Genomic DNA, 16,549 nt, shown 5'->3' with positions numbered 1-16,549 from the left:
GGGGGAAGTGTGAGCAGTACCGAGTCGCCGTCGACCGCCGACCTCGACTCCGGCGGGCGGTCGATGCCCGCGGTGAACATCGCGGGCCATCTTCGCCAATTGATGCGGGTCCTGCCGTTCGCGCTGGTCGCCGCGATCATTGTCGGCGGCGCGGTGTGGCTGGTTCGTGACGGGAGCGAGCGGACCTACCAGGCGAGCATCACCGTCCAGATCTCGCAGCCGTCGATCGGCGCGGTGTTCAACGAACTGACCCAGCCCTACATTGTGATGGTCACCGATACCCGCGTGCTCTCGGATGTGGTGAAGAACGGGCTCGCACCCTCGGAAGCGGATCTGCGCTCCCGGGTGTCGGCGATGACCGGTCCCGCGCCGTCGTTGCTGATCATCACGGCCGAGGCCGGCTCGCCCGAGCAGGCCTCGAAATTGGTCGTGGCAGTCGAACAGTCGCTCGACAGCGTCGGTTCCCAGATGCGCACCGAGGCGATCGCACGGTCCGCGGCCGACCTGGAGGCACACCGGCGCGCGGTCGAGGACACCTTCTCCAAGCGACTGTCCGACGATCCGCTGCGCCCGGAGCTGAGTTTCGACGCCCGTGATGTCGCGCGCGAGACCGAGTTCCGCCAGGTACTCGGCCCCGCGCGCCTGACGGTGCTCACCGCGCCCTCCTGGGAACTGGTCGCCCCGCACCCGGTGCAGGAAGGGTTGTTCGCCGCGCTGGCCACATTGATCGTGGTCGCCGAAGGTCTGGTGCTGGCCGGGGTGGCTCGTGGCCGTCGTCGTGGCGGCAAGAAGCCAGCCGAGCCCACGGGGGCCGACACCGACAAGGTCGCGCCCACGGCGGAAACCCGAGCACCCGCACCCGACAACCGTGCTCCCGTGATGGAAACCCGTGCACCCGCCGCCGATTCCCGGATGCGCACGTCGCCGGCTCCCCCAGCATCGTTCGACACGCCGCCACGCCGCGCTGCCCCGGTCACCCCGCGCTCGGCCACCATCTCGCACGACCCCGAGACCATGGCGCTGCCTCGGGTCGGGTACACGCCGAGCAGTCCGCGCGCGACTCCCACCGAACCACGCGACAGCTAGCTCCGCGGCGTGACCATTTCCTACCGACGCAGACAACAGCCGAGCGACCGCGAATTGTCACGGCTGACCCTCGGCCCGGTGCGACACAACGGCCACGAGATCCGATTGCGCCCACCCCGGATGTCGGATTTCGCCGCGTGGCGCGAGATCCGGCTGCGTGATCGCGCCCATATCGAGCCGTATTGGAGCACCTCCCCGCTGCCGTGGGAGCGACGGCACACCGCGCGGCGTTGGGCGCGCGAATGTCTGCTGGCCCGTGCCGACATGCGTGCCGGACGCCGCTACGCGGGTGCGATCGAGGTCGACGGACAATTCGTCGGACAGCTGGAGTACTGCGTCATCGACACCCCGACGGGGACCGCCGAGTCCAGCGGCTGGATAGACGCCCGCTGGGCAGGCCAGGGGATGATCACCGTGGCGGGCGCGATGTTGCTCGACTACGGCGTCACCGCGCTCGGGCTGGTACGTGTTGTCGCGCCGATCTCCCCCGCCAATCTGCCCGCCGCCGGGTCGGTGCGCGCCCTCGGCTTCCGCAAGGAAGCCACCATGGCCGTGGCCTTCGACGCGGGTGGGTCGCTGCGTGACCACGCATTGTGGGCATGGACCGCACGTGACAGTTCGACCCCCGAGACTTTCGCGGTCGCGCCACAGTTCCCAGCGCCGATCACCGATCGATCCTCGCGCGCCGGTGGGCCCTCACCGGCGATCATCGCGATCGCCGCGCTGCGGCTGTTGCTGTGGCTGGTCGTTCGCCGTCTGCGCCGGTACACGCTCGCCCGCACGGTGCGGATCACCGTCACCGATGCGCCGGACATCTCGGTGCGCAGCCTGTCCCGCGCCGACCGGGTCGCCTGGCAGGCGGCCGCTACCGCCCACCGCGCCCGGCTCGCACCGACCGACCGGCGCCGGCATCGGCGCGAGTGGCACCGCGCCCTGCGCAATGCCCGCCACGGGTTGCGGTCACCGGCCGGGCTGGTCCTCGTGCTCCTGGCCGAGGGCCGGTACGCCGGGGAGATCCGATTGTTCGAACCGACGATGACCGGGCGCGTCGCCCGGCTGTCGGCCTGGGCGGATCCCGAGCTCGTCGAGGCCACACAGCTGGGGGCGGCGCTGCGGGCGGTCGCCGAACACGGGTTCGCCGAACTCGGGCTTCGGCGGGTCGCCGCCGAAGTCCCCAGCGCCGACCCCGCTCCGAACACCGCTTTGGCTGCCGCCCATTTCACCGAAGAAGGTGTGCTACACGACCATTGCGGCCCCACGGGTGTCCGCGCCGACCATCGCCTGTGGGCCCTGACCACACCACCGAGTCACGGAGGTCGCCGCTGATGCGAACGTTCCAGCGCAGCAATGAGATCCAGGCCCGCCTGCACGATCTGGTGCCGGGCGGTGCGCACACCTACGCTCGTGGCGCCGATCAGTACCCGGAGAACATGGCGCCGATCCTGGTGCGCGGCAAGGGCGCGCACGTGTGGGACGCCGACGGCAATCGCTATGTCGAATACGGGATGGGGTTGCGGTCGGTGACGCTCGGCCACGCGTACCGACCCGTGCTGGACGCGGTGTCGTCGACCATCGCCGACGGGGTCAGCTTCACCCGCCCCACCGAGCTGGAACTGCTGGCCGCCCAGGACTTCCTGGATCTGGTCCCCGGCGCCGACATGGTGAAGTTCACCAAGAACGGTTCCGACGCGACCACCGCCGCGGTGCGCCTGGCCCGCGCGGTGACCGGACGCGACCGCGTCGCGGTCTGCCAGCAGCCCTTCTTCTCCGTCGACGACTGGTTCATCGGCACCACACCGATGTCGGCCGGTATCCCCCCGGTCGACACCGTGACCTTCCCCTACAACGACCTCTCCGCGCTGCGTCGAGTCCTGGCCGCGTCACCGATCGCCGCCGTGGTGATGGAACCCGCGACCGCCACCGGCGAACCCGAACACGGCTACCTGTCCGCGGTCCGCGACCTGTGCGACCGGTACGGCGCCCTGCTCGTCTTCGACGAGATGATCACCGGTTTCCGCTGGTCGGCGGGTGGTGCGCAGGCCGTATACGGCGTCGCCCCCGATCTGTCGTGCTGGGGCAAGGCGATGGGAAACGGGTTCCCCATCGCGGCGCTGGCGGGCAAACGCGAGTTCATGGAACGTGGCGGACTCCGGACCGACCACGACCGCGTGTTCCTGCTGTCGACCACGCACGGCCCGGAGACCGCGTCGCTGGCGGCGTTTCGCGCGGTGGTGCACGCCTACCGGACCGAGGACCCGGTCGCCCGGATGGAAGCGGCCGGTAACCGGTTGGCCGCGGGGGCGAACGCGATCGCCACCGAGCTCGGCATCGCCGAGCACCTGTCGGTGACGGGGCGCCCGTCCTGCTCCATTTTCCGCACGCACGACGCCGACGGTGTTGCGTCCCAAGCCTTTCGAACCCTGTTCATCCAGGAGATGCTGACCCACGGCGTCCTCGGTCAGTCGTTCGTCACTTCGGCCGCCCACGACGACACCGCCGTCGACGACACCATCGCCGCGTTCGCCGAGGCCGCCCGGGTGTACCGCACCGCCCTTGCCCGCGGCACCGTCGACGGCCTGCTGACCGGTCGTCCGGTCGCACCCGCCCTGCGTCGCACCGCCGCACCCCGACAGATCGAAGCGAGCACCCGCCGATGACCCGTGTCGCCATCGTCCACGAACGTTTCACCGAGTTCGGCGGCTCCGAGGCCGTTGTCGGCGAATTCGTCGAAACCTGGCCCGATGCCGAGGTTTTCGCACCGATCGTCGCGCAGGGCGGCGTGCGCGAGCCCGTGCGCACCGTGCACGACACCTGGCTCAGCAGGGCGCACACCTACACCGGCGGCAGGCACGCTCCCCTGCTCCCGCTGGTTCCGCGCACGCTGCGGCGAATGCCGTTGCGTGACTTCGATGTCGTGGTGATCAGCCATCACGCGTTCGCCACCCAGGCCGCCTTGGCCACCGACGCGCCGGTGGTCGCCTACGTGCACTCCCCCGCCCGCTGGGCCTGGGATCGCGAGTTCCGCGCACAGGAGGCAGGCGGTCGTATCGGCCAGCTGGCGCTGGGCGCGCTGGGCACCCTGGCCCGGCGGGGCGAACTGCGCGCCGCCCCGCGGCTCACCCACGTCATCGCCAACTCGCACGCGGTGGCCGAGCGGGTCACCGAGTGGTGGGGGCTGCCCGCCTCGGTCGTCAACCCACCGGTGCAGGTCAGCCGCTTCACCCCGGATCCGTCGGTGCAACGCGAGGACTTCTTCCTGTGCGCGGGCAGGCTCGTGCCCTACAAGCGCGCCGACCTCGCCATTCGCGCCGCGCAGCGGGCCGGGGTTCGCCTGGTGGTCCTCGGCGAAGGCCGGTTCCGCGCGCAGCTCGACGAGATCGCGGGCTCGGAGACGACCTTCCTCGGCGCCACCTCGGGCGAGCTGTTGCAGGACATGTACCGGCGCTGCCAAGCGCTGCTCATGCCGGGCATCGAGGATTTCGGCATCGTGCCGGTGGAGGCGATGGCCTGCGGCACGCCGGTGCTCGCGGTGGGCGCCGGTGGCGCGCTCGATACAGTGCGCCCCGGCGTCACCGGCGAATACGTACCGGCCGGATCCGATGAGGACGTCGTCGCGGCGCTGGCCGACATGATGGGCGAATTCCGCTCGGCGTCCTACGATCCCTCGAAGATCCGCGAGCACGCCAACACCTTCGCGCCCGAGGTGTTCCGCACCAGGATCGCGAGCACTGTGGCCGATGTCCTGGCGGATCGGTAGCGACATGTTGTCTGAAACTCTCGGTTACTGAAAGTATCTGTCACACATACCCTTTGACCTGCGACGATGGGTGACAATTCCCACACGGTGATACCACGCCATCAGCTTGCCCGGCTAGGTTACTGACGAGTACGGTACTCGTAGCCGGGACGACGATGTGCCCGGTTTCTCTCCAGCCACTTTGCTGCTGGACCTCAACCGTTGATTTCGCATTCACCGCCGCATGCCGATCACTGTTGCGCGACACCGTGTTTCGAGATTTTCAGGAGGAGCGATGGTTTCCTACATCGTGACAGGCGGTACCGGATTTCTGGGTCGACGCGTAGTGCGGGGGCTGCTCGCAGCCGACCCCACCGCGATCGTGCACGTGCTGGTGCGCGCCGAGTCGCTGCCCAAGTTCACCGCGCACAATGCGCAACATCCCGACAGTGACCGCGTGTTCGCGCTGGTCGGGGACCTGACCGCCGACGGCCTCGGTCTCGGCGACGGCGCACCGCGGGCCGATCACGTGCTGCACCTCGGCGCGGTCTACGACATGACCGCCGACGAGGAGACCGCCCACGCGGCCAACGTCGCGGGCACTCGCTCGGTGATCGAGTTGGCCCGCAACCTCGATGCCACCCTGCACCACGTGTCCTCGGTGGCGGTGGCGGGCGATCATCGCGGCAAGTTCTTCGAGGAGGATTTCGACCTCGGCCAGAACCTGACCTCGCCGTACCACCGCACCAAGTTCGCCGCGGAAAAGCTTGTTCGCGAGGCCACCGACGTGCGCTGGCGGGTATATCGCCCGGCGATCGTCGTCGGTGATTCGCGGACCGGTGAGATGGACAAGATCGACGGCCCGTACTACTTCTTCTCGGCCATTTCAACGCTGGCGGGTCTGCCGTCCGAACTGCCGTTGCCGCTGCCAGATCTGGGTGCGACCAATGTGGTGCCGGTCGACTACGTCGCCGAGGCGATGGTGCGGCTGGTGCGCCGCGACGGCCTGGACGGGCGCACGTTCCACCTGGTCAACCCGCGGCCGCAGCCGTTCGGGGAGATCTACCGCGCGCTGGCGACCGCCGCGGGCGGTCCGGTCGGCATCGGCACCGTGCCCGGCAGCGCACGCGCGCTGAGCGGGCTCGGCCATGTTCCCGGCGCGAACACGGTGCGCGACTTCCTGTTCGAACAGGCAGGTATTCCCGCCGAGGTCGCACCGCACGTCGGATTCACCGCCGACTTCGTCTCCGACTCCACCCAGGCGGTACTGCCCGGCCTCACCGTGCCCGCCTTCGACACCTACGCCGACCGTCTCTGGGACTTCTGGCGCGTCAACCTGGACCCGCACCGCGGTCGTCCCGCCGCCGACGCGCACCCGCTCTCGGGCCGCACGGTGCTGATCACCGGCGCGTCCTCGGGTATCGGTCTGGCCACGGCCCATGCCGTCGCCCGCCGTGGCGCGATCGTGCTGATGATCGCCCGTGGCGTCGAAGATCTCACGGCCGCAGCGGAATCCGTGCGCGCCGAGGGCGGCTCCGCGTTCGCCTACCCCTGCGACATCACCGACGCGGAGGCTGTCGATCTCCTCGTCAAGACGGTGCTCACCGAGCACCACCATGTCGATTACCTGATCAACAACGCCGGTCGCTCCATCCGCCGTTCGGTGGCCAACTCGGTGGACCGGATGCACGACTTCGAACGCACCATGGCGGTCAACTACTTCGGTGCCGTCCGTCTCATCCTGGGGCTGCTTCCCTCGATGCGCGAACGTCACTTCGGCCACATCGTCAACATCTCCTCCATCGCCGTGCAGACCAAGGCACCTCGCTTCGCCGCCTATGCCGCGAGCAAGTCCGCCCTGGACAACTTCAGCGATATCGCCGCGGTCGAAAACCGTGGCGACGGTGTCTCTTTCACCTCGATCCGGATGCCGCTCGTGCGCACCCCGATGATCGCGCCCACCGATCTCTACCGTTCGCTGCCCCTGCCCGACCCCGACCGGGCGGCCGACATCGTGGTGCGCGCTCTGCTGGAACGCCCCGACCGCATCGACACCCCCGCGGGCACCTTCGCCCAGGCGGTCGAAATGTTCCTGCCCTCGCTCAAGCGCACGATCATGCACACCGGGTTCCGGTTCTTCGGCGAATCCACTGCGGCACAGGGCAAGTCCGTTCCCGCCGCGGTTACCGAGCCCGCCGAACCAGCACGCAATGCCCTCACCGTCCTCGGCCCGGTCTTCGCGCCGCTGATGGTGATGCCGAACTCGGCGGCCCGCATGAGCCGGGTACTGCCCGGCGTGCACTGGTGACCTCACCCTGAACACCCGGCCGGTCACGACGTTCGTCGTCGTGACCGGCCGGTTCGGTTCACCGCAGGAAGGTGCTGGCCCAGGCGGCGAGGGTCGTCGGCGTGGTGGTGAGCACCGTTCGCGGGTTCTCCGCGACGAATCCGGAACTCAATCCCGCTGACATACCGGCGATTCCGTGGATCTGGCCCTGTCCGAGGCCCGCTGCTCGCAGCGCTTCCCGGAACTCGCTGTCGGCGAGGTGGATCGGGGTGACCTCATGGCCCAACTGCCGGCCGAGGATCTCGGCGACCTCGGTGAAGGTCAGATCCCGCGGACCGTGCACGGCCTGCACGACACGCCCCGACCAGGCGTCCGACAGCAGTCGGGCCGCCGCCACCTCACCGATATCGCGCGGATCCACCCAGGCCATCGCATGGTCGGGCGGCCACGGTGTGGACAGCGTGCCCGCCCGGATCTCGTCGAGCTGGGTCAGCAGATTGGTGAAGAAGTAGCCGCACCGCAGGTGCGCCACATTCGCCCCGGTCTTGTCGAGCAACTCCTCGGTGCGCGCCAGCCCGTCGATTTCCCCGGCCCCACCCCGCTTCTCAGCACCCACACTGCTGACGAACACCGTCGCCTCGATCCCGTTCTCGACAACAGCACGCGCCGCCGACGCCCCCATCCGCGCGAACCCTGCCACCGGATCACCATCCACCAGCGCAGGCGGATCCACCCAGAACAACCGATCCGCTCCCACGGTAGCTCGCACCACCGCCTCCGAATCCCCCTGATCGACCCGCACGACATCGACGAACTCCCGCATCGCGTCGTCGAGCCGCCCAGGATCGCGCATCAGCACAGTCGGCCGAACCCCCGCCTGCACCAGCAACTGCACAACCCGAGCCCCTACATGCCCGACCGGCGTAGTGACAACAACCTTCTTCGCGTCCTCTCTCAGTTCCATAACCCCACGCTAAAACCCATCGCGGCCAGTTCCTGACCGCAACAGCCGACAGATTTCGCCGAATTCGCCGGCACTCGGTTCAGCGTGCGCGGACCAGGTCGAGGGAAGCGTTCGGTGACCACGGCTGCCCTGCGGCGATGAGGGTGCGGGTGGCTCGGAGTTCTCTCGGTCGTGCCATGGCTACGGCGCCGACGGGGTGGCCGTTGTGGAGGGCGATCGCGAGGAAGTCCCGGGAGTCGAGGTCGCCGTCGATGACCAGGTCGTCGTGGGGGTGCAGCCAGCCTGTGAAGTGCATCGACAGGCCGTGTTGGTCGGTCCAGCCCCAGGGGACTTCGGCGGGGGCCGCGGGGTGGCCGAGGATGGCTTTGGCGGCCGCGGCGCCGTCCGACATCGCCGTGTTCCAGTGTTGGCCGCGTTCGAATTCGCCACGGCGGGGGTTGAATGCGGTGGTGGCGTCGCCTGCGGCGAAGACGGCGGGGGCCGAGGTGCGGTAGTGCTGGTCGATGATGATGCCGTCGTTCACCGCGATGCCGGCGGATTCGGCCAGGGCGGTGTCGGGGATCGAGCCGATGGCGACCAGGGCGGCGGCCGCGGTGAACGTGCGGCCGTCGGTGGTGGTGGCGGCGACGCCGGTGGCGGTGTCGACGAGTTGCGTGGTGGTGACGCTGTTCTCGACGACGACCCCGTGCTCGATGTGGATGTCGCGCACCAGGTTCGACACGGCGTTCGGCACTACCCGATCGAGCAACCCCGGCCCGGCGTTCACCAGCGTCACCTCGGCGCCGAGACCGCGCGCGGTGGCGGCGACTTCGCACCCGATGAGCCCGCCACCGATGATGAGCAGCGAGCCGCCCATGTCGATCGCGTTTTGCAGTGCGACGACGTCGGCCTGTCTCCGCAAGGTGTGCACGCGGGTGGACGCGGTGTCGATCGTGCGCGCGCCGGCTCCGGTGGCGAGCAGCAGGCTGTCGTAGCCGAGCACCTCGCCGGTGCTCAAACGTACTGTCGCGCTGTCGGTGTCGATGGCGCGCACCAGCGTGGCCGGGCGCAGATCGATCGCGTTGTCGGCCCAGAACTTCACCGGCTTCAGCACCACGCGCTGGAACGGCGTAGTGCCCGCGAGCAGCTCCTTGGAGACCGCCGGTCGGCGATACGGCAGATCGGGTTCGGCCCCGACGAGCACGATCTCACCGGCGTAGCCCTCGCGTCGCAGGGTCTGGGCGGCGGTGGCACCGGCGACGCCGGTGCCGACGATGACGATCCGTCCACTCATCCGCGGCTCACCTCCCGCATATCGAAATCGGCCTTGGCGGCACCACAGTCGGGGCAGGACCAGTCGTCGGGAATGTCGTCCCAGCGGGTGCCGGGTTCGATACCGTCCTCGGGCCAGCCGAGTGCCTCGTCGTATTCGAAGCCGCACTGGACGCACTGGAACAGTCGATAGTCGCTCATCGGCTCGCGCCTTCCCTCGGTTCGAAGTCGACCTTCTCGCGCACGCCGCAGTCGGGGCAGCACCAGTCGTCGGGGATCTGCGCCCAGGCCGTGCCGGGCGCGAAACCCTCACGGGGAGCACCGAATCGCTCGTCGTAGACGTAGTCGCAGATCGGGCAGAGGTACGCCATCAGTTCACTCCGTACTTCGCCAGGACCCGCGCCCGCTTGCTGGGCTGGATGTTCACGCGGGTGATGTCGCCGTTGTAGTGGGCGAGCACGCGATGGTCCATCACCCTGCGCCACAGCGGCGTCAGGTAGGCCAGGCCGATCAGGCTCGCGTAGCCGCTGGGCAGCTCGGGCGCGCCGTCCATGTGGCGCAGGATCTGATAGCGGCGGGTGGGGTTGGCGTGATGGTCGCTGTGCCGTTGCAGGTGGTAGAGGAAGATGTTGGTGACGATGTGGTCGGAGTTCCAGCTGTGCTCGGGGGTGCAGCGCTCGTAGCGGCCCGAGGCGGTCTTCTGCCGGAGCAGACCGTAGTGCTCGAGGTAGTTCACCGTCTCCAGCAGCGAGAAACCGTAGATCGCCTGGATCACCAGAAACGGCAGAATCGACGGACCGAACACCGCGACCAGCCCCACCCACAGCACGACCGACATGAGCCAGGCGTTCACCACGTCGTTCTGCAGCGAGAACGTGCTCTTACCCAGCCGCTGCATGCGGGTGCGCTCCAGCTCCCACGCCGAGCTCAAGCTGCCCCACACGCTGCGCGGCAGGAAGCTCCAGAACGATTCAGCGAACCGCGCGCTGGCCGGATCCTCCGGCGTCGCGACGCGCACGTGGTGGCCACGGTTGTGCTCGATGTAGAAGTGGCCGTAGAAGGTCTGGGCCAGCGTGATCTTCGACAGCCAGCGTTCGAGTTCGTCCTTCTTGTGGCCGAGTTCGTGCGCGGTGTTGATGCCGACGCCGCCCATCGCGCCGATCGTGAAGGCCAGCCCGATCTTGGAGATCAGGCCGAGTCCACCGTCGATGCCGAGCCAGGACAGGTTGTCCGCGGTCCACAGGTAGCAGGCGAACACCAGGCTGACCAGCTGCAGAGGGATGTAGGCGTAGGTGCAGTAGCGGTAGTACTTGTCGTTCTCCAGCTGCTCCATCACCTCGTCGGGCGGGTTCTTGCCGTCTGGCCCGAAGAATCGGTCGAGGGTCGGCAGCAGCACGTACAGCAGGATCGGCCCGAGCCACCACCACACGGGCGCGACAGCCTGCCAGCCGAACTGGTTGAAGGCCCACACGAACCCGCTCGCCAGCAGTGTCGCGCTGGGGGCGACGAGGCCGAACAGCCACAGGTATCGCTTGGGATCTCGCCACTGCGGCGGGGCCGCCGATCCTGCGTGGTCACCGATTCGAGATGTCGTCATTGCCATTCTCCTCATCACCGGGACTTCGGACACCTTCTCGCTCGAAGTCGCCTTCGTTTACACATTAGCGCGTGTTGTTCCGATTGGATACACAATCACCCCGATTGTCAATGAACGAGCACATCGACGGGCACATGTAGGATGATCACGTGGCCGAACCACCGAACTTTCAGGCAGAAATGCGCCAGCTGCTGCGCGACCGGATGATCGACGCCGCGCGCACGATGGTCGTGAGCGAGGGCTGGGGCGCGGTGAACATGTCGCGGGTGGCCAAGGAGGTCGGTATCAGCAGGCCGGTCCTCTACAAGGAGATCGGCACCAAGCAGGCGCTCGCGGATGCCCTGATCGAGCGTGAGACCGGCATCTACCTGACCGGCATCGCCGAGACACTGGCCCGGCATCCGGCCGACCCGCTCGCCGGCATGACCGCCGCCGCCGAGTACACGCTGCGCGCCGCGGGCGACAACACCCTGATCAAGGCGGTGCTCTCAGCTCGCCAGGACGGCGATACCGCTTTGCTGCCCGCCCTGGTGAGCGACCCGGAGCCGGTGCTCGGGCGGGCCGTGGTCGCCCTCAGCGCCACCGTCCGCGAGCAGTACGAATTCGCGTCCCTCACCGATGACGAGCTGACCTCGGTCGTCGAGATCATGGTCCGGCTGACGCTGAGTCATCTGTTCCAGCCGACAGGCAGCGTCGACCGCGCGGTAGCGCAGGTCGGCGCTGTCCTGTCGGGGGTGATGCCCGCCCTCTGAGCGGGGGTCACAACCGGGCGCTCACCTGTCCGGCCGCGGCCGCGAACGCCCATCCGTAGCTGCCGTGCGCGGCCGGGAACACCCCGCCCGCGCACACCGGATCGCCTGCGGCGCAATAGTTCGCGGTGCGATCGGCATACATCGGCGGCACTGTGCCGCCGATCAATCGCAGCGGGTCACCGAACAGCAGCACCGCGACGACGCGCGAAGACAGCTCGGGGGGCAATACCCACGCGCCGGGCAGCGGGGCGGAGCCGAGGACACCGTGGGTGACCACCGCGCCCTGTGAGTAGCCGACCAGAACGAAACGCTGGTCCGGGCAGGCGGCGGCCTGGTCGATCAGGTGGCCGGTCATGGCCCGGGTACCGTCGGGCATCGAGGTCGGCACCAGCAGATCGGCTGGGTAGTCCACGCGATGGGCGGTGGTGTCCACCGGTAGTTGCGCGCTCAGTACCGCGTAGAGCGGGTCGCCGATCGCGGCTCCCAGATAGCCGGGTTCTACTGTGCCGCGGGCGATCACGACGTCGAGGGTGGCGCAATTCTGCGCCCACGCTGTCAATCCCGGGGACATCGCTGTCCCGATTCCCGCGGCCAGTAGCAACACCGACAGCGCTCGCGCTGTTTGCCTTGCGACGATACGAATTGCCTTCCGATAGGTCATCGTGCCCACCCACTCACGCCGTTGTGAGAAATAGAGAAAGAGCGATTCACCTCCTGCCCAACAGCATTCGGTGTGCTCAGTGGTGGAATACCCGCTGACCTGCATCTTCATGGCGCGAACTCGGCATCGGCTGCGCCACGGTTACATCTCGGATCGCCTGCGGCACAACGCCGCTGCGCTACGTCAGTGCTTCTTGGGCTTCTTCTTGTACTTGGGCTTGTCGTGATCGGGCTCCCACTCGTAGCCCGCGACACCACGCTCGCAGTAGGAGTCCGCGACGAGAACGTCGCCCTGATCGCGTTCACACCAGCGCGACTTCGAGCACGAGGTGGCGCCGAGGCCGGCCACGACGGCGAGTGTGAGGACGGCGGCGCCGGTACGGATTCGGACGTTCATGAGCGTGTCGAGCCTTTCATAGAATGAAATGTCGCAGGTCAGGGTGTTTTCCAGGACTTGCCCCCGCCTGCCGACGAACCAATGCTACGTTCCAGACATGTCGAGCACAGCGCCTGAGCCCACCGAAGATTTCACACCCGACGCGATTGTCGTCGGCGCCGGACTGGCGGGCCTGGTGGCCGCGCACGAGCTGGTGCTCGGCGGACGCAAGGTCCTGGTGCTCGATCAGGAGAATCGCGCCAACCTCGGCGGGCAGGCGTTCTGGTCGCTGGGTGGGCTGTTCGTCGTCGACAGCCCAGAGCAGCGCAGGATGGGCATCAAGGACTCCTACGAACTGGCACTGCAGGATTGGCTGGGATCGGCCGGTTTCGACCGCGACGACGAGGACCGGATGGGCCGCGAGTGGGCGAAGGCCTACGTGCGATTCGCCACCGACGAGAAGCGGGACTACCTGCACGCCCTGGGTCTGCGTTTCACCCCGCTGGTCGGCTGGGCCGAGCGGGGCGGTGGCCTGGCAGGCGGGCACGGCAACTCGGTGCCGCGGTTCCACCTCACCTGGGGCACCGGGCCCGAGGTACTGCGGGTGTTCCGCGAGCCGGTGCTGGCCGGTGAGGCGAAAGGGTTGGTCCGCTTCGCCTTCCGGCACCGCGTCGACGAGCTGATCGTCGAAGACGGCGCCGTGACCGGCGTGCGCGGCAGCGTTCTCGCCCCCTCCGACACCGACCGCGGTCAGGCCTCGAACCGGGAAGTGGTGGGCGAGTTCACCTTCCGAGTCCCCGCGGTTCTCGTGAGTTCGGGTGGCATCGGGCACGCCCACGACCTCATCCGCCGCAACTGGCCCACCGAACGGCTCGGCCCGTGCCCGGAGCACATGATCTCCGGTGTGCCCGCTTATGTCGACGGCCGGATGCTCGGGATCTCCGAGGAAGCCGGGGCGGCGCTGGTCAACCGCGATCGGATGTGGCACTACACCGAGGGCATCCACAACTGGGATCCGATCTGGCCCGATCACGCCATCCGCATCATCCCCGGACCGTCGTCGCTGTGGTTCGACGCGAACGGAAACCGCATGCCCGCACCGTGTTTCCCCGGTTTCGACACCAACGAGACCATGCGCCAGATCCTGTCGACGGGCTACGACTACTCGTGGTTCGTCCTGAACCAGTCGATCATCGAGAAGGAGTTCGCGCTGTCGGGTTCGGAACAGAACCCCGACATCACCGGCAAGGACTTGAAGTTCACCGTGCGCAGCAGGCTCGCCAAGGGCGCGCCGGGCCCGGTGGAGGCGTTCAAGCAGCACGGCGTGGACTTCGTGGTCGCCGAGTCCCTGGCCGAACTCGTCGACGGCATGAACGACATCTCCCGCGGCCCGAAGTTGGACGTGGCCGCCCTCGAGCACCAGATCGTGGGCCGTGATCGCGAGGTCGCCAACTCCTTCTCCAAGGACGCGCAGGTGACCGCGACCAACAGCGCCCGCAAGTTCCTCGGCGACAAGCTCCGCGTCGCCAAGCCGCACCGCATCCTCGACCCTGCCCACGGCCCGCTCATCGCGGTGCGCCTCAATGTGCTGACCCGCAAGACCCTCGGCGGGCTGCAGACCGACCTCGATTCGCAGGTGCTGCGCCCGGACGGCTCGGTGTTCCCCGGCTTGTACGCGGCCGGTGAGGTCGCCGGGTTCGGCGGTGGCGGCGTGCACGGTTACAACGCGCTGGAGGGCACGTTCCTGGGCGGGTGCATCTTCTCCGGTCGGGCGGCCGGTCGAGCGATCGCGCGACGCACAGCCTAGTGCGGGTGCCGGGGGGCCAGGGTGCGTGACGCTTCCTTGGCCACCTCGGCCAGCGCCCGAGCCAGCCGCGCGGTGTCGAGCGCGGTGCGCTCACCATTGACCGTGCCCGACAACGAGATCGCGGCCACCGCGACACCGCGGCCGCGGATCGGCACTGCCACGCAACCGACGCCCGGCAGCGACTCCTCGGTGTCCACGGCCACGCCCTGACGGTTGCGGATGCGGGCGAGTTCGCGGTGCAGTTCGGCCCGGTCGACGATCGTGCGCGCGGTCCGTGCCACGGCATTGCCCCGCAGCGCGGCCTCGGCGATGCCGGGCTCCAGCGTGGCCAGTAGCGCCTTGCCCACCGCCGTGGAGTGCGCGGGCAGCCTGCCGCCGACACGGGTCGGGATGACCACCCGTCCGCGGCCCCCCGAACGATCCAGGAACAGCACCTCACGCCCGTCCAGCACCGCGAGGTGTCCCACCAGCCCCGTGCGCTGACTCAGTTCGTAGAGCAGTGGCCCCACCACCTCGCGCAGTTCGTTCTGCTCGGCCGCGAGCCCGCCGAGTTCGAGCACCCGCAACCCCAGCCGGTAGCCGCCCGGAGTGTGCGCGAGCCAGCGCAGCCGGATCATCTGGTCGAGGATGCGATGCACGGTCGAGCGCGGCAGCCCGGTGCGTTCGGCGAGCCCGAGCAGCGTCAGCGTGGGTGTGGCGGCGTCGAACGCGTCCAGGATGAGCGTCATCCGCTCGATCATCGACGTCGGCGGTGTCCCGGTCGCCCGGCCCGATCCGGTCCACAGGTTCTCGGGCGCCGGTTCGGTCACGATCTCGACCGTCATGTGATCCAACCTCCACAGTGCGTAGCGCTAACAGACTAGAGCCGTCAGCTCCGCTCACGCACTATTTCGCCTCGATCTCAGGCAGGCACCGGGCTGACCGGGGTCACAGACAGCGGGCGGCGCACGATCGGCGCGATGGTCGCCGCGATCTCGCCGATCGCCAGGGCGGGTGCGCAGTGGGGATCGGTGTCGACGAACGGAGCGCCCTGATCGCCGGCCGCGCAGACCACCGGATCGAACGGGATCCGGCCGATGACCGGGCAATAGGTGCCGAGCAGGCCGCTCAGCGCACGGCTCACCGCGGTGGCGCCGCCCGCGCCGAAGAGGGTCTGCCGGGTGCCGTCGGGACTGTCGTACCAGGACATGTTCTCGATGATGCCCGCCACCCGCTGACCGGTCTGCGCGGCCACGGCGCCCGCGCGTTCGGCGATGCGAGCCGCGGTGCGTTGGGGCGTGGTGACGACCAGCAGCTGCGCGGTGGGCAGCAACTGGGCCAGGGAGATGGCGACATCGCCGGTGCCCGGTGGCATGTCGATCAGCAGAATATCCAGCTCGCCCCAGTACACGTCGCTGACGAACTGCTGCAACGCGCGGTGCAGCATCGGCCCGCGCCAGACGACGGGGGCGTTGTCGTCGACGAACATCCCGATCGACACGACGCGTACGCCGAATGCGGTGGGCGACATGATCATTGATTCGACCAGGGTGGGCGCGGTGGTGATGCCGAGCATCGCGGGTACCGAGTGACCGTGGACATCGGCGTCCATGAGACCGACGCGTAGTCCGCGTCGAGCCAGCGCGACCGCCAGATTGACGGTCACACTCGACTTCCCGACACCGCCTTTGCCCGAGACCACGCAGTACACGCGGGTGGGTGAATCCGGTTGTACGAGAGCGGAGACACTCTCGGATTCGGGTCCCCGGAGCTGGATTCTCAGGCTACGGCGCTGCTCCTCGCTCATCACCCCAAAGTCGATCTCGACACCGGCGACGCCGGGCACCGCGGTGACGGCGGCGCGGATGTCGTCACTGATCTTCGCCCGAAGAGGGCATCCTGCGACGGTGAGCAGGATGCCTACCGCGACACGACCTTCTCCGTCGATGTCGAGGGTCTCGACCATGTTCAATTCGGTGATGGGACGGCCGATCTCGGGGTCGTCGACGCGGGCGAGCGCGGTCCTGATCTGGGGTTCGGTCGGTGATGTCATG

At 68.5% G+C, this 16,549-nt stretch carries 16 protein-coding genes; 7 read left to right on the top strand and 9 right to left on the bottom strand.

The window, feature by feature from the left end; genetic code table 11:
* The first annotated feature begins 9 nt into the window (after positions 1-9).
* The 5 genes from ACFULV_RS17320 (at position 10) to ACFULV_RS17300 (ending at position 7,130) form a co-directional block, all read left to right on the top strand.
* On the top strand, positions 10-1,086 hold the full coding sequence (locus tag ACFULV_RS17320) for a hypothetical protein (protein WP_378657700.1): 1,077 nt from the start codon (positions 10-12) through the stop codon (positions 1,084-1,086).
* 9 nt (positions 1,087-1,095) lie between these two features.
* A complete protein-coding gene (locus ACFULV_RS17315) occupies positions 1,096-2,412 on the top strand; it encodes a GNAT family N-acetyltransferase (protein ID WP_378657698.1) in 1,317 nt (438 codons plus the stop codon).
* A complete protein-coding gene (locus ACFULV_RS17310) occupies positions 2,412-3,743 on the top strand; it encodes a glutamate-1-semialdehyde 2,1-aminomutase (protein ID WP_378657695.1) in 1,332 nt (443 codons plus the stop codon). The genes ACFULV_RS17315 and ACFULV_RS17310 overlap by 1 nt, the downstream gene beginning before the upstream one ends.
* Positions 3,740-4,843 carry a glycosyltransferase gene (locus tag ACFULV_RS17305; protein ID WP_378657693.1) on the top strand — a complete coding sequence of 368 codons (1,104 nt, stop codon included), beginning with the start codon at positions 3,740-3,742 and terminating at the stop codon, positions 4,841-4,843. Before ACFULV_RS17310 ends, ACFULV_RS17305 begins: the two co-directional genes overlap by 4 nt.
* Before the next feature lie 274 nt (positions 4,844-5,117).
* Entirely contained in the window at positions 5,118-7,130 is a 2,013-nt protein-coding gene (locus ACFULV_RS17300) for an SDR family oxidoreductase (RefSeq protein WP_378631166.1), read from the top strand.
* Between the two features lie 58 nt (positions 7,131-7,188).
* On the opposite strand, the gene ACFULV_RS17295 is transcribed toward ACFULV_RS17300, so the two are convergent.
* The 5 genes from ACFULV_RS17295 to ACFULV_RS17275 form a co-directional block, all read right to left on the bottom strand.
* A complete protein-coding gene (locus tag ACFULV_RS17295) occupies positions 7,189-8,073 on the bottom strand; it encodes an NAD(P)H-binding protein (RefSeq protein ID WP_378657691.1) in 885 nt (294 codons plus the stop codon).
* A 79-nt stretch (positions 8,074-8,152) separates the two neighbouring features.
* A complete protein-coding gene (locus ACFULV_RS17290; RefSeq protein ID WP_378657690.1) occupies positions 8,153-9,346 on the bottom strand; it encodes an NAD(P)/FAD-dependent oxidoreductase in 1,194 nt (397 codons plus the stop codon).
* The gene (locus ACFULV_RS17285; RefSeq protein ID WP_266289085.1) at positions 9,343-9,525 is read right to left on the bottom strand and encodes a rubredoxin; all 183 of its coding nucleotides are present in this window, start codon (positions 9,523-9,525) and stop codon (positions 9,343-9,345) included. Before ACFULV_RS17285 ends, ACFULV_RS17290 begins: the two co-directional genes overlap by 4 nt.
* Complete coding sequence (locus tag ACFULV_RS17280; protein WP_378657687.1) at positions 9,522-9,695, bottom strand: rubredoxin; 174 nt, start codon at positions 9,693-9,695, stop codon at positions 9,522-9,524. The genes ACFULV_RS17285 and ACFULV_RS17280 overlap by 4 nt, the downstream gene beginning before the upstream one ends.
* Complete coding sequence (locus tag ACFULV_RS17275) at positions 9,695-10,921, bottom strand: alkane 1-monooxygenase (protein WP_378657685.1); 1,227 nt, start codon at positions 10,919-10,921, stop codon at positions 9,695-9,697. The genes ACFULV_RS17280 and ACFULV_RS17275 overlap by 1 nt, the downstream gene beginning before the upstream one ends.
* Before the next feature lie 149 nt (positions 10,922-11,070).
* On the opposite strand from ACFULV_RS17275, the gene ACFULV_RS17270 reads away from it, so the two are divergent.
* On the top strand, positions 11,071-11,673 hold the full coding sequence (locus tag ACFULV_RS17270) for a TetR family transcriptional regulator (RefSeq protein ID WP_378657683.1): 603 nt from the start codon (positions 11,071-11,073) through the stop codon (positions 11,671-11,673).
* A 7-nt stretch (positions 11,674-11,680) separates the two neighbouring features.
* Here ACFULV_RS17270 and ACFULV_RS17265 read toward each other — a convergent pair whose 3' ends face one another.
* Both ACFULV_RS17265 and ACFULV_RS17260 read right to left on the bottom strand, forming a co-directional pair.
* Positions 11,681-12,334 (bottom strand): cutinase family protein, encoded by a 654-nt coding sequence (locus tag ACFULV_RS17265; RefSeq protein ID WP_378631154.1) that lies wholly within the window; start codon positions 12,332-12,334, stop codon positions 11,681-11,683.
* Between the two features lie 183 nt (positions 12,335-12,517).
* Complete coding sequence (locus ACFULV_RS17260; RefSeq protein WP_378657680.1) at positions 12,518-12,730, bottom strand: hypothetical protein; 213 nt, start codon at positions 12,728-12,730, stop codon at positions 12,518-12,520.
* Positions 12,731-12,827: 97 nt separating this feature from the next.
* Here ACFULV_RS17260 and ACFULV_RS17255 point away from each other — a divergent pair, with 97 nt between their 5' ends.
* Positions 12,828-14,516, top strand: a complete 1,689-nt coding sequence (locus tag ACFULV_RS17255) for an FAD-binding dehydrogenase (protein ID WP_378657679.1) — start codon at positions 12,828-12,830, stop codon at positions 14,514-14,516.
* On the opposite strand, the gene ACFULV_RS17250 is transcribed toward ACFULV_RS17255, so the two are convergent.
* Together ACFULV_RS17250 and ACFULV_RS17245 are read right to left on the bottom strand one after the other, a co-directional pair.
* Positions 14,513-15,340: an IclR family transcriptional regulator gene (locus ACFULV_RS17250; RefSeq protein ID WP_378631150.1), complete on the bottom strand. Its 828-nt coding sequence runs from the start codon at positions 15,338-15,340 to the stop codon at positions 14,513-14,515. The two genes, ACFULV_RS17255 and ACFULV_RS17250, sit on opposite strands and share 4 nt — an antisense overlap.
* Before the next feature lie 77 nt (positions 15,341-15,417).
* Positions 15,418-16,548 (bottom strand): Mrp/NBP35 family ATP-binding protein, encoded by a 1,131-nt coding sequence (locus ACFULV_RS17245; protein ID WP_378657676.1) that lies wholly within the window; start codon positions 16,546-16,548, stop codon positions 15,418-15,420.
* Position 16,549 lies beyond the last annotated feature (1 nt).

The organism is Nocardia sp. NPDC057272 (assembly GCF_042668615.1).
Classification (GTDB): domain Bacteria; phylum Actinomycetota; class Actinomycetes; order Mycobacteriales; family Mycobacteriaceae; genus Nocardia.
The sequence above is the reverse complement of the archived record's forward strand: the minus strand, read 5'-3'. Positions and strand labels throughout refer to the sequence as shown.

Coding starts and splice junctions, on each gene's coding strand:
- ACFULV_RS17250 (WP_378631150.1), bottom strand. CDS start 15,340: ATGACGGTCGAGATCGTGACCGAACCGGCGCCCGAGAACCTGTGGACC.
- ACFULV_RS17305 (WP_378657693.1), top strand. CDS start 3,740: ATGACCCGTGTCGCCATCGTCCACGAACGTTTCACCGAGTTCGGCGGC.
- ACFULV_RS17285 (WP_266289085.1), bottom strand. CDS start 9,525: ATGAGCGACTATCGACTGTTCCAGTGCGTCCAGTGCGGCTTCGAATAC.
- ACFULV_RS17300 (WP_378631166.1), top strand. CDS start 5,118: ATGGTTTCCTACATCGTGACAGGCGGTACCGGATTTCTGGGTCGACGC.
- ACFULV_RS17265 (WP_378631154.1), bottom strand. CDS start 12,334: ATGACCTATCGGAAGGCAATTCGTATCGTCGCAAGGCAAACAGCGCGA.
- ACFULV_RS17280 (WP_378657687.1), bottom strand. CDS start 9,695: ATGGCGTACCTCTGCCCGATCTGCGACTACGTCTACGACGAGCGATTC.
- ACFULV_RS17310 (WP_378657695.1), top strand. CDS start 2,412: ATGCGAACGTTCCAGCGCAGCAATGAGATCCAGGCCCGCCTGCACGAT.
- ACFULV_RS17290 (WP_378657690.1), bottom strand. CDS start 9,346: ATGAGTGGACGGATCGTCATCGTCGGCACCGGCGTCGCCGGTGCCACC.
- ACFULV_RS17295 (WP_378657691.1), bottom strand. CDS start 8,073: ATGGAACTGAGAGAGGACGCGAAGAAGGTTGTTGTCACTACGCCGGTC.
- ACFULV_RS17245 (WP_378657676.1), bottom strand. CDS start 16,548: ATGACATCACCGACCGAACCCCAGATCAGGACCGCGCTCGCCCGCGTC.
- ACFULV_RS17255 (WP_378657679.1), top strand. CDS start 12,828: ATGTCGAGCACAGCGCCTGAGCCCACCGAAGATTTCACACCCGACGCG.
- ACFULV_RS17275 (WP_378657685.1), bottom strand. CDS start 10,921: ATGACGACATCTCGAATCGGTGACCACGCAGGATCGGCGGCCCCGCCG.
- ACFULV_RS17260 (WP_378657680.1), bottom strand. CDS start 12,730: ATGAACGTCCGAATCCGTACCGGCGCCGCCGTCCTCACACTCGCCGTC.